Below are 11,885 nucleotides of genomic sequence, written 5' to 3'. Positions count from 1 at the left end.
TCAGGCCTGCGCGCGGTCGGAGGCTGCGTCGGCATCGATGCGGCTCAGCGCCTGTGCGGCGCGTTGCAGGGCGGGCAGCAGCGTCTTCGCCTTGGTTGCGTCGAGCCGCATCACTGGCGCCTGCACCGCGATGCACAGGTTTGAGGGCGCGTCGTCGCCCGAAGGCACCAGCGTGGCGATGCACAGCAGGCCCGGCAGGAACTCTTCGTGGTCGATGGCGTAGCCGTCCTTGCGCACGCGCTGCACTTCCTTCTCCAGCGCCTCGGGGTCGGTCAGCGTCCGGGGCGTGTAGGGCTCCAGCGGCGCGTTCGACAGCAACCGGCGGCGCTGCGCCGCGCTCATCTGCGAAAGAAAGATCTTGCCGCTGGCCGAGCAGTGCACCGGCACGCGCGAGCCCGAGTGCAGGTAGAAGCGCAGCGGCGCGGCGGTTTCCACGCGGTCGAGGTACACGACCTCGCTGCCCGAAAGGGCGGTGAGGTTGCAGCTCTCGCCGATCTCTTCCACCAACTGGCGCAGCACCGTGTGGCGCGCACCGTGCAGGCTGTCGTTGAGCAGCAGGTTCTCGGCCAGCCGCCGCAGCCGCGTGCCGATGCCGTAGTGCCGGCCATCGCCTTCGCGCTGCAGCAGCCCCGCGCCTTCGAGCTGCTGGAGCATGCGGTGCAGCGTGGGCTTGGGCAGGCCGGTTTCTTCCACCAGGCCCTGCAGCGAGTAGCGCTGGTCTTTCGCGGCCATGACTTCGAGCAGCGCGAACAGGCGCATGGTGGGCGTGTCGCCCGCCGGTTCCTGCGCTTCAGGTGAGAGGCCTTTGACGATCTTCATGGGGGCGGATCATATTCTTTTTACGAAAAACAAGACAATACGTTCCGATTTTTGTAAATTGTTTGACGCCGCGGCGATGCCGACCTATATTCCGCCGGAATGAAATCCGGAACGAGAAGTTCCGACTTTTGACGCGCAACCACTGCCCACTTTCCTTCAGGAGACGCCTTCCATGAGCCAGAAGCAACCCGCAGCACCCACACGCGAAGCCGTCACCGGCGTGCAGAAGATGACGCCCTCCGAGGCCTTCGTCGAGACCATGGTCGCCAATGGCGTGACCGACATCTTCGGCATCATGGGCTCGGCCTTCATGGATGCGATGGACATCTTCGCGCCCGCCGGCATCCGGCTGATTCCGGTGGTGCACGAGCAGGGCGGCGCCCACATGGCCGACGGCTATGCGCGCGTGTCGGGCCGTCACGGCCTCGTGATCGGCCAGAACGGCCCCGGCATCAGCAACTGCGTGACGGCCATCGCGGCCGCCTACTGGGCGCACAGCCCGGTCGTGATGATCACGCCCGAGACCGGCACCATGGGCATGGGCCTCGGCGGCTTCCAGGAGGCCAACCAGCTGCCTATGTTCCAGGAGTTCACCAAGTACCAGGGCCACGTGAACAACCCCAAGCGCATGGCCGAGTACACGGCGCGCTGCTTCGACCGCGCCATCTCCGAGATGGGCCCCACGCAGCTGAACATTCCGCGCGACTACTTCTACGGCGAGATCACCACGGAGATCCCGAAGCCGATGCGCGTGGAGCGCGGCGCGGGCGGCGAGAACAGCCTGAACGCGGCCGTCGAGCTGCTGGCCTCGGCGAAGTTTCCGGTGATCCTCTCGGGCGGCGGCGTGGTCATGGGCGATGCGGTGGCCGAGTGCCAGGCACTGGCCGAGCGCCTGGGTGCGCCGGTGGCCAACGGCTACCTGCGCAACGACTCCTTCCCCGCGAGCCACCCGCTGTGGGCCGGCCCGCTGGGCTACCAGGGCTCCAAGGCCGCGATGAAGCTCATCGCGCAGGCCGACGTGGTGCTCGCGCTCGGTTCGCGCATGGGCCCCTTCGGCACGCTGCCGCAGCACGGCATGGACTACTGGCCGAAGGACGCGAAGATCATCCAGGTCGAGGCCGACCACACCAACCTCGGCCTCGTGAAGAAGATCACCGTGGGCATCCACGGCGACGCCAAGGCCACGGCGAAGGAACTGCTCAAGCGCCTGCAGGGCAAGACGCTGGCCTGCGACGCCAGCAAGGCCGAGCGCGCCGCGAAGATCAAGGCCGAAAAAGCCGCGTGGGAAAAAGAGCTCGACGAGTGGACCCACGAGCGTGACCAGTTCAGTCTCGACGCCATCGAAGAAGCCAAAGGCGAGAAGACACCCACCGGCGGCAGCTACCTGCACCCGCGCCAGGTGCTGCGCGAGCTCGAAAAGGCCATGCCGCCGCGCGTGATGGTCTCGACCGACATCGGCAACATCAACGCCATCGCCAACAGCTACCTGCGCTTCGAGGAGCCGCGCAGCTTCTTCGCGCCGATGAGCTTCGGCAACTGCGGCTACTCGCTGCCAACCATGATCGGCGCCAAGTGCGCGGCGCCCGACCGTCCGGCCGTGGCCTATGCCGGTGACGGCGCCTGGGGCATGAGCATGGTGGAAATCATGACGGCCGTGCGCCACGACATTCCGGTGACGGCCGTGGTCTTCCACAACCGGCAGTGGGGCGCGGAGAAGAAGAACCAGGTCGACTTCTACAATCGCCGCTTCGTGGCCGGCGAGCTCGAAAGCGAAAGCTTCGCAGGCATTGCCAAGGCCATGGGCGCCGAGGGCATCGTGGTCGACAAGCTCGAAGACGTGGGCCCGGCGCTGAAGAAGGCCATCGACATGCAGATGAACGAAGGCAAGACCTGCGTGATCGAGATCATGTGCACGCGCGAGCTGGGAGACCCCTTCCGCCGCGACGCGCTGTCGAAGCCGGTGCGCTTCCTCGACAAGTACAAGGACTACGTCTGAGCCATTCCATGACTGACTCGCTGCTGACGCTGAACGCGGGTTCTTCGTCGATCAAGGTTGCATTGTTCGATGCGGCTGGTGACGGCGATGCCTCGTTGCCGGCAGCGCGTTGGTCGGGGCAGGCGGATGGACTCGGCGCGGGCCTGAAGGCGCGGCTGCGTGTGCGCGATGCCCAGGGGCAGACGCTGCACGATGCGGCGCTCGATGGCGCGCAGGCTTCGCATCAAGGCGCGCTTGCGGCCTTGCTCGAATGGCATGCGCAGCAGGCCGATGGCCGGCGCATCGCGGCGGTCGGGCACCGCATCGTGCATGGTGGTGCGGACTTCGTTGCGCCGGTGCGCATCGATGCCTCGGTGCTCGATGCGCTCACCAAGCTTGAGCCACTGGCGCCGCTGCACCAGCCGCACAACCTTGCGGGCGTACGCGCTGCAATGGCAGCGTTCGAAGGTGTGCCGCAGGTGGCGTGCTTCGACACGGCCTTTCATGCGGTACAGCCCGAGGTCAACCGCCGCTTCGCGCTGCCACGTGCGCTGCATGACGCGGGCGTGCGGCGCTATGGCTTTCACGGCCTCTCCTACGAATCGATCGTCGCGCAGTTCGCCGGCATCGCGCCCGAGCTGGCGCAGCGGCGCGTGATCGTCGCGCATCTCGGCAATGGTGCGTCGATGTGCGGCATCGCGCAGGGCCGATCGGTCGCGACGACCATGACTTTCTCGCCACTCGACGGGCTAACGATGGGCACGCGCTGCGGCCACATCGACGCGGCCGTCGTGCTGTACCTGATGCGCTCGCACGGCATGTCGGCCGACCGGGTCGAGGCGCTGCTGTTCCGCGAATCGGGCCTGCTCGGCATCTCGGGCGTGTCGAGCGACATGCGCGTGCTGGAAGCATCGGCCGAGCCTGCTGCGGCCGAGGCCATCGGGCATTTCGCCGAGCAGGTGGTGCAGCACATGGGCAGCCTCGCGGCCGCGCTGCGCGGTGTCGACGCCATCGTGTTCACCGGCGGCATCGGCGAGAACGCGGCCCCGCTGCGTGAGCGCATCCTCGAAGACTGCGAATGGCTGGGCGTGAACGTCGACGCGGCCGCTAATCGCAGCGGCGCCGCGCGGCTCACCACTGCCGAGAGTCCTGTCAGCGCGTGGGTGCTGCGCACTGACGAAGAGGCGGTGATCGCGCGGCACACGGCGAACGTGCTTCGCGTTGCTGGCTGAGGGCTTTCTAGCGCGCCGATGAAGCGCGCGGCACGCTGGCGCCGCAGTGGCGCAGGAAGTCGGCCGTCGCGCGGCCCAGCAGCTTGTCGCGGTGCATCACCGTTGCCAGCCGCCGCGTGCCCGCCGGCAATCGCGTGCGCAGCTCGACCAGGTGGCCGTCTTCCAGCGCCTGCGCCACCGTGTAGCGCGACAGGCACGCCAGCCCGGTGCCCGAGGCCACCACACGCTTGATCGCCTCGGTGCTGCCCAGCTCGAAGCCCACGCGCACCTGCTCAAGGTTCTGGATCAGCCATGCGTCCGTTACCTGCCGTGTGCCCGAGCCATGCTCGCGCAGCACCCACGTGGCTTGCGACAGCTGCTTGTGCGTGGCGACACGGCCCGCCAGTGCATGGTTGGGCGCGGCGACGATCACCAGCTCGTCTTCGCGCCAGGCGCGCACCACGAGGTCGGGGTGCGTCTGCGGGCCTTCGATGAAGCCGACGTCCACGTCGAAGCCCGCGACCGCCTGAATCACATCGTGCGTGTTCGCGATGTGCAGGTGCACCTGGCTCTGCGGATGCAGGTGCGTCCATTGCGACACCTTCTCGGGCAGCAGGTACTCGCCGATGGTGAAGCTGGCCGCCACGCGCAGCGGCGCCGCATGCTCGCCGCTGAAAAGCGCCTCGACCTCGCCCGCCTGATCGAGCAGCGCCTGTGCCTTGGGCAGCAGCGCGCGGCCGTTCTCGTTGAGCACCAGCCGGCGTCCGAGCCGGTCGAAGAGCAGGGCGCCCACCGAAGACTCCAGGTCGGCCAGCGCGCTGCTCGCGGCCGATTGCGAACGCGCGATGCGGTCGGCTGCGGCACGGGTGCTGCCTTCGCGCGCGGTGGCGACGAACACCTCCAGCTGCCGCAGGTTGAGGCGCAGGCGCTGGCTCGAAGTCTGACTCTGAAGCTGATCTGTTTTTCCGGTCATGGTGAGCGATATTCTCTGCTTTTTCGTTTGATCGAGGCTGCATAACATCGCACGGACCCCGCCTGAAAACAAAGGACCGCCAGTGTTCAGCTTCCTGTCTCGCGAGCCGGTGCACGACCCGCTGGTCGCGCCCACGCCCACAGCCGACACCACGGTCAAGACCACCACCTGCTACATGTGCGCCTGCCGCTGCGGCATTCGCGTGCACCTGCGTGAAGGCGAAAAGGGCCCCGAGGTTCGCTACATCGACGGCAACCCGAACCATCCGCTGAACCAGGGCGTGATCTGCGCCAAGGGCTCGTCGGGAATCATGAAGCAGGTATCGCCTGCACGTATCACGCAGCCGCTGCTGCGCAAGGCCGGCAGCGAGCGCGGAGCCGGCGAGTTCGAGCCCATCAGCTGGGAGCGCGCCTACGACATGCTCACCGAGCGGCTCGGCAAGATCCGCGCGACCGACCCGAAGAAGTTCGCGCTGTTCACGGGGCGCGACCAGATGCAGGCGCTCACGGGCCTGTTCGCGCGGCAGTTCGGCACGCCCAACTATGCGGCGCACGGCGGCTTCTGCTCGGTCAACATGGCCGCGGGAATGATCTACACCATCGGCGGCAGCTTCTGGGAATTCGGTGGGCCCGACCTGGAGCGCGCCAAGCTGTTCGTGATGATCGGCACGGCCGAAGATCATCACAGCAATCCGATGAAGATCGCGATCAGCAAGTTCAAGCGGGCTGGCGGTCGCTTCATTTCGATCAATCCGGTGCGCACGGGCTACTCGGCGATTGCCGACGAGTGGATTCCGATCAAGCCGGGGACCGACGGCGCGCTGTTCATGGCGCTGCTGCACGAGTTGATAGCCAACGAGCTTGTGGACCACGCCTTCCTCAAGCGCTTCACCAACGCACCGCAGCTCGTGGTGCTCGACAACTGCGAGCGCGAAGGCCTGTTTGCCTTCGACCCTGAACGCGGCCCACCGGGCGACGGCCGTAACCCGCACAACAAGCTGGTGTGGGACAAGGCCAGCGGCACGGTGATGCCCGCGTATCCCGAAGGCATTGCCGACGGCTGCGATCCGGCGCTCGAAGGCCACTACACGCTGGTCGACGGTACGCGCGTTGCGCCTTCATTCCAGCTGCTGCGCGAGCGGGTAGCGAGCTGCACGCCCGAGTGGGCGCAGGCCATCACCGGCATCGACGCGGCGCGCATTCGCAAGCTGGCGCGCGAGATGGGCGAGACGGCGCTGCAGCAGGCCTTCGAGCTGCCCATTCCGTGGACCGATGCATGGGGCAAGCACCACGCCACCACGCAGGCGCGCCCCGTGGCCTTCCATGCGATGCGCGGGCTGGCGGCGCACTCCAACGGCTTCCAGACCGTGCGGGCGCTGGCCGTGCTGATGAGCGTGCTCGGCACCATCGACGCACCGGGCGGCTTCAGGCACAAGGCACCGTATCCGCGTCACATCGTGCCGAACTACCGGGCCTTCAACGACCCCGGAATGATCCAGCCGAACACGCCGCTCAATGCCGCGCCACTGGGTTTTCCGGCCAGCCCGGAAGAGCTGGCGATCAACCCCGATGGTTCGCCGATCCGCATCGACCATGCCTTCTCGTGGGAGCACCCGTTGTCGGCGCATGGGCTGATGCACAACGTGATCACCAATGCGGCAAAGGGCGACCCGTACCGCATCGACACGCTGCTGATCTTCATGGCCAACATGGCGTGGAACTCCAGCATGAACACGATGGCGGTGCGCGAGATGCTCAACCGCAAGGACGAGAAGGGCGAGCACATGATTCCCTTCCTCGTGGTGTGCGACGCCTTCCAGAGCGAGACCGTGGCCTTTGCCGACCTGGTGCTGCCCGACACCACGTACCTCGAACGCCACGACGTGATGGGCATGCTCGACCGGCCGATCTCCGAGTTCGATGGGCCGGTGGATTCGGTGCGCGTGCCGGTGGTGCCGCCGACGGGGGAGTGCAGGCCCTTCCAGGAGGTGTTGATCGAGCTGGCCTCGCGGCTGAAGTTTCCGGCTTTCACCACGCCGGAGGGGGGGCGCAAGTTCACGGGCTACCCCGACTTCGTCGTCAACTTCGAGCCGCAGCCGGGCATCGGTTTTCTCATGGGCTGGCGCGGCAAGGACGGCACCGAGCACCTGCGCGGCGCGCCCAACCCCAAGCAGTGGGAGGCGTACGCGCAGAACAACTGCGTGTTCCAGTACCACATGCCCGAGACCATGCACTACATGCGCAACTGGAACCGGGAATACCTGGACTTCGCAAAAGACAAGGGCTGGCGCCAGCGCAACGACCCGGTGCAGCTGGCGCTGTACTCCGACACGCTGCAGAGCTTTCGCCTTGCGGCGCAGGGCAAGAGCGCGGGGCGGCAGCCACCCGATGCGCTGCGCGAGCGCATCGACAAATACTTCGACCCGCTGCCGTTCTGGTATGCGCCGCTCGAAGAGGCTGCGACTGATCTCGATGCCTACCCGCTCAATGCGCTCACGCAGCGGCCGATGGCGATGTACCACTCGTGGGACTCGCAGAACGCGTGGCTGCGGCAGATACACAGCCACAACTACCTGCACGTGAATCCGCTGACCGCGCAGGCCGCGGGCATTGCTGATGGCGGCTGGTGCTGGGTCGAGAGCCGCTGGGGCAAGGTGCGCTGCATGCTGCGCTACAGCGAGGCTGTGGAGCCTGGCACTGTGTGGACGTGGAATGCCATCGGCAAGGCGGACGGCGCATGGCAGCTGGCGCCTGGCGCCGACGAGGCGCGCAAGGGCTTTCTGCTGAACCACCTGATCAGCGAGGAACTGCCCTGCGCCGGCACTGCGAGCGGGACCATCAGCAACTCCGACCCGATCACCGGGCAGGCCGGCTGGTACGACGTGCGCGTGCGCATACGGCCGGCCGAACCGGGCGAGCCCGAAGAGAGCTATCCGCAGATCGCGAGCATGCCGGCGGTGCCCGGGGTGCTGGGCAAGGCGGCGAGCGTGTTGACGTACTTTGCGGGGAGGGGGAGGAAATGATGCAGTGGTTGAAGGACCTGATGTCGTCGGCTCCGGTCTTGCCCCCTCTCCCGCAAGCGGGAGAGGGCTGGGGTGAGGGCGGCGGCGCTGGAGCTGGAGGCCTTGCCGCCATGAAGGCCGCTGCACCCTCACCCCAACCCTCTCCCGCCAGCGGGAGAGGGAGCAACACGGTGCGTGCGGCACAGGGCGAGACACTCGTCAAGCAACTCGCCCTCGTCATCGACCTCAACGTCTGTGTCGGCTGCCACGCCTGCGTCACCTCGTGCAAGCAATGGAACACCTCCGGCAGCGCAGGCCCGCTCGCCGACGAGCGGCCCTATGCCGCCAACCCCACCGGCACCTTCTTCAACCGCGTGCAGACCTACGAGGCCGGCGCCTTCCCGGTCACTGAAACCATCCACTTCCCCAAGAGCTGCCTGCACTGCGAAGATCCGCCCTGCGTGCCCGTGTGCCCCACGGGCGCGAGCTACAAGCGCAAGGAAGACGGTATCGTGCTGGTCGACTACGACAAGTGCATTGGCTGCAAGTACTGCGCATGGGCCTGCCCGTACGGTGCACGCGAGCTCGACGAAGAGCGCCAGGTCATGACCAAGTGCACGCTGTGCGTGGACCGCATCTACGACGAGCAACTGCCGAAGGAAGACCGCAAGCCGGCCTGCGTGAAGGCCTGCCCCACGGGCGCGCGCATCTTCGGCGACGTGAAGGACCCGGACTCCGAAGTGTCGAAGGCCATCCGCGAGCGCGGTGGCTACCAACTGATGCCCGAGTGGGAGACCAGCCCGGCCAACCAGTACCTGCCGCGTCACATCACGCAAGCCACGCAGGCAACGGACGCGCGGGAGTAGCCGGATGCATCCCGCGTTCTCGATTCTTTTCTTCACCACGCTGGCCGGCGCGGCTCAGGGGCTGGTCTTCACGCTCGCGCTTGCGACGCTGTTCGGCCTTGCGCTGGCACCCGGCTTCCTGACGTTGGCGCTTGGTGTTGCCGAAGTGCTGCTCGTGGCCGGGCTTGCCGCATCGTTCATGCATCTGGGGCGCAAGACTCGTGCGTGGCGTGCAGTGCTGATGTGGCGCACCTCGTGGATGTCGCGCGAGGTGATCGTGCTGCCAGCCTTCATCGCGCTGGTGGGGCTGTGGTGGCTGTCGCTGATGCTGGGTATCGGCGCGCCGTGGTCGTGGCTGCTGCCCGTGCTGGTGCTGTGCGGGGCCGTCGCGCTCTGGTACTGCACCGCGATGATCTATGCCTGTCTGCGCTTCATCGAGGAATGGGCGCATCCGCTGACTATCGTCAACTTCACGCTGATCGGGTTGTCGTCGGGGCTGGTGCTGGCCTGTGCAATGGCGGCTTTGAGCGGTGAGGCGCGCTTCGTGCAAGTCTTCGGGCCGTGTGCGCTGGTTGCCACGCTGGCAGCGTGGGCTGCGCGCGGGCAGGCGCTCCGGCGCAACGCGGGCATCCGCCACAAGTCGACGCTGCAGTCGGCCACCGGCATCCGCACGCAGAAGCTGGTTCAGAAGTCGATGGGCATGTCGGCCGGGTCGTTCAACACGCGCGAGTTCTTTCATGGCGCATCGCTGGCTGCGCTGAAGAACATGAAGCTCGGGTTTCTGCTGCTGGCCTTCGTGTTGCCGGCGTTGCTTTTGGTGTGGGGCCTTGCGAGTGCTGCGGTGTTGCCGTGGTTGCTCGCGGTGCTGGTGCAGGCACCGGGCCTGCTGGCCGAGCGCTGGTTCTTCTTCGCGCAGGCGAAACACCCGCAGAACCTGTACTACCAGGTGGTGTCTTAGCGAGCAACAGCGTGATCACGCTCGGCCCGAGAAGGCAGGCCTGCTTACCTGCGTGATGGAAGCAGCGTCGACAGCGCATCTGCTTCCTTCTTCATGGCCAAGGCCAGAGCGGTGCCGGCCGCACCGGCCAACTTGTCAGACAGGCCAGTGGCGACAAGTGTGTGCGCTACCCGCCCGGAGGCATCGAGCAGCGGCACGGCAATCACCGTCACGCCGCTCATGTAGTAGCCGCGATCGATGCTGAAGCCGCGCTTGCGGACCTGCTCGACCTCGCGCTTCCAGGTGGCAAGATCGATTGGCTTGTCCCATCGCAGGGCCTTGAAACGCTTTTCGATCTGCGGCCACGTCTCGCTGCTGAAGGCCGCCACCAGGCGCCCCGTGGCACTGACCAGCGCAGGGAAACGACTGCCGACATCCACATGCAGGCGGAAGGGAGCGTTGGAGCGCGACAAGGCCAGCACGACCATCGGCTCCATGTCATGGGTTTCGACGCCGATCATCGTTACGTTCCACTCGTTGGCCAGAACGTCGAGTACTGGTTGTGCGAGGCTGGCGAAGCTGCTGCTTTCGATCGCGCTGCGGGCCAGGCTCAACATGCCGGTTCCCAGCGAGTAGCGCTTGGTGTCGCTGTCGATCTTGACCAGGTCTTCAACGATGAGTGCACGAAGAATATGCAGGCAGGTGCTGGGGACGAGTTCGAGTTCATCGGCAATGGCCTTGACGCCCATCGCATGCGCGGAGCGCCCGAGAAGTCGCAGGATCGCGATGGCCCGCGTGACGCCGGGCACCGGCCTGACACGCACGGGCTTGGTGGGCTTGGCGCCTGTTTTCGTTGGCTTCGAGGCGGAAGAGGAACTGGACTTCATGGGGCTTGCGATTGGCGGGCGCAAGCTTATCCCAGAAGGCGCGCGGCGAACCAGGCCAGCCCAGGTGTTCCCGATAGCGGCGAGAGGGTCGGTCAGCGCAGTCATGGTGTCCATCGGTCCTAGTCCGCCTTCATTCCCGACGTCTTGATGATCGGCTCCCACTTTCGGCGCTCGCTTTGCACGAACTCGGCGAGCTGCTGGCGCGTGCCGCCGCCCGGGTCGAAACCGTACTCCAGCAATTGCTGGCGGGTCTCGGGCTTCTTGAGAATCCGGTTCATTGCTTCGTTCAACACGTCCAGCGTGGCCGAAGGCGTGCCGTGTGGCGCGAAGAGCGCGTTCCATGCGATGACCTCGAATCCCGCATAGCCCTGTTCCGCCACCGGCTTGATGCCCGGGACGAGCGCGCTCGGCACCGCAGAGGTGACGGCCAGAGCGCGCACGTGGCCTGCCTGCAGCTGCGAGCGCAATGCAGTGGGGGTATCGATCAGCAGCGGCAACTGCCCGCCGAGCACATCGGTCATCGCACTGCCGGAGCCCTTGTACGGCACCTGGAAGATCTGGAGCCTGGAGCGCTCCTTGAGCAGTTCGATGACCAGGCGGGCGCTCGTGCTCGGTGTCGCGATGTCCGCGGAGCGAGGGTCGCTCTTGAGCGCACTCACCAGATCGCCGATGGATCGCATCGGCGACTTGGCGTTCACAACCAGCACCATCGGAAAGCTGCCCGTCAGAACGATCGGTTCGAAGTCCTTCTCCGTCTTGATGCGCTGGCCGGCATAAAGGTACTGGTTGACCGCATGCGTGGCATTGGTCCCCATCGTGAGCGTGTAGCCGTCGGGCGGCGCGTCGGCGGCAAGCTCGGTGCCGAGATTGCCACCGGCGCCCGGCCGGTTGTCGACGATGACCGGTTGCCCCAGCTCTTTGGCCAGCAGATTGCCCAGATAGCGCGTAGCGATGTCCGTGCCTTGCCCGGCCTGGTAGGCCACGATGATCCGGATCGGCTTGGTGGGGTAGGTCTGTGCCGGCGCACCGTGCGAACAAAGAGCGATTGCGCAGCCCGTGGCGAGCAGTTTCCAAAGTCTCATTTTTGTCTCCTGTGAAGGCATCGTCGGTCCGGGCCTGACGCCCTTTTTCGGGTCTGTGTCACAGGCCTGGCCTCCGTTCGGAGTGTTGTGATTCGATGGCACACCACGGTCGGACGGGTTGAATCAAGTATCAAAGTCGCGGATGAAATTGTCAA

General features: G+C 66.2%; 9 protein-coding genes. 5 read left to right on the top strand and 4 right to left on the bottom strand.

The annotated features are described in order from the left end of the window. Positions 1-819, bottom strand: coding sequence for an IclR family transcriptional regulator (locus ACN9MV_RS22655; protein ID WP_097198597.1), 819 nt, complete (start codon positions 817-819; stop codon positions 1-3). A gap of 172 nt (positions 820-991) precedes the next feature. On the opposite strand from ACN9MV_RS22655, the gene xsc reads away from it, so the two are divergent. After that, on the top strand, positions 992-2,815 hold the full coding sequence (gene xsc / locus ACN9MV_RS22650) for a sulfoacetaldehyde acetyltransferase (RefSeq protein ID WP_093059498.1): 1,824 nt from the start codon (positions 992-994) through the stop codon (positions 2,813-2,815). An 8-nt stretch (positions 2,816-2,823) separates the two neighbouring features. Then, a complete protein-coding gene (locus ACN9MV_RS22645; RefSeq protein WP_426389571.1) occupies positions 2,824-4,026 on the top strand; it encodes an acetate/propionate family kinase in 1,203 nt (400 codons plus the stop codon). Between the two features lie 7 nt (positions 4,027-4,033). Here ACN9MV_RS22645 and ACN9MV_RS22640 read toward each other — a convergent pair whose 3' ends face one another. Then, complete coding sequence (locus ACN9MV_RS22640) at positions 4,034-4,978, bottom strand: LysR family transcriptional regulator (RefSeq protein WP_426389569.1); 945 nt, start codon at positions 4,976-4,978, stop codon at positions 4,034-4,036. A gap of 82 nt (positions 4,979-5,060) precedes the next feature. Here ACN9MV_RS22640 and ACN9MV_RS22635 point away from each other — a divergent pair, with 82 nt between their 5' ends. Genes ACN9MV_RS22635 through ACN9MV_RS22625 form a run of 3 tightly spaced genes read left to right on the top strand, consistent with a single transcriptional unit; the run spans position 5,061 to position 9,782 of the window. Beyond that, entirely contained in the window at positions 5,061-8,000 is a 2,940-nt protein-coding gene (locus tag ACN9MV_RS22635) for a molybdopterin-dependent oxidoreductase (RefSeq protein ID WP_426389567.1), read from the top strand. Then, positions 7,997-8,845, top strand: a complete 849-nt coding sequence (locus ACN9MV_RS22630) for a 4Fe-4S dicluster domain-containing protein (RefSeq protein WP_426389565.1) — start codon at positions 7,997-7,999, stop codon at positions 8,843-8,845. The genes ACN9MV_RS22635 and ACN9MV_RS22630 overlap by 4 nt, the downstream gene beginning before the upstream one ends. A 4-nt stretch (positions 8,846-8,849) precedes the next feature. Then, positions 8,850-9,782 (top strand): dimethyl sulfoxide reductase anchor subunit family protein, encoded by a 933-nt coding sequence (locus ACN9MV_RS22625; RefSeq protein WP_426389564.1) that lies wholly within the window; start codon positions 8,850-8,852, stop codon positions 9,780-9,782. A gap of 44 nt (positions 9,783-9,826) precedes the next feature. On the opposite strand, the gene ACN9MV_RS22620 is transcribed toward ACN9MV_RS22625, so the two are convergent. Both ACN9MV_RS22620 and ACN9MV_RS22615 read right to left on the bottom strand, forming a co-directional pair. Next, positions 9,827-10,762, bottom strand: a complete 936-nt coding sequence (locus ACN9MV_RS22620; RefSeq protein ID WP_426389562.1) for an IclR family transcriptional regulator — start codon at positions 10,760-10,762, stop codon at positions 9,827-9,829. A gap of 5 nt (positions 10,763-10,767) precedes the next feature. Beyond that, entirely contained in the window at positions 10,768-11,730 is a 963-nt protein-coding gene (locus ACN9MV_RS22615) for a Bug family tripartite tricarboxylate transporter substrate binding protein (RefSeq protein WP_093082116.1), read from the bottom strand. Positions 11,731-11,885: the final 155 nt, after the last annotated feature.

This window comes from Variovorax sp. R-27, assembly GCF_049913215.1.
Classification (GTDB): domain Bacteria; phylum Pseudomonadota; class Gammaproteobacteria; order Burkholderiales; family Burkholderiaceae_C; genus Variovorax.
Note: the sequence above shows the minus strand (reverse complement) of the source record. Positions and strands in the feature narration are given on the sequence as shown.

What these genes read in the sequence shown, in the direction of transcription:
- ACN9MV_RS22655 (WP_097198597.1), bottom strand. Translation starts at nt 819, where the DNA reads ATGAAGATCGTCAAAGGCCTCTCACCTGAAGCGCAGGAACCGGCGGGC.
- xsc (WP_093059498.1), top strand. Translation starts at nt 992, where the DNA reads ATGAGCCAGAAGCAACCCGCAGCACCCACACGCGAAGCCGTCACCGGC.
- ACN9MV_RS22645 (WP_426389571.1), top strand. Translation starts at nt 2,824, where the DNA reads ATGACTGACTCGCTGCTGACGCTGAACGCGGGTTCTTCGTCGATCAAG.
- ACN9MV_RS22640 (WP_426389569.1), bottom strand. Translation starts at nt 4,978, where the DNA reads ATGACCGGAAAAACAGATCAGCTTCAGAGTCAGACTTCGAGCCAGCGC.
- ACN9MV_RS22630 (WP_426389565.1), top strand. Translation starts at nt 7,997, where the DNA reads ATGATGCAGTGGTTGAAGGACCTGATGTCGTCGGCTCCGGTCTTGCCC.
- ACN9MV_RS22625 (WP_426389564.1), top strand. Translation starts at nt 8,850, where the DNA reads ATGCATCCCGCGTTCTCGATTCTTTTCTTCACCACGCTGGCCGGCGCG.
- ACN9MV_RS22620 (WP_426389562.1), bottom strand. Translation starts at nt 10,762, where the DNA reads ATGGACACCATGACTGCGCTGACCGACCCTCTCGCCGCTATCGGGAAC.
- ACN9MV_RS22615 (WP_093082116.1), bottom strand. Translation starts at nt 11,730, where the DNA reads ATGAGACTTTGGAAACTGCTCGCCACGGGCTGCGCAATCGCTCTTTGT.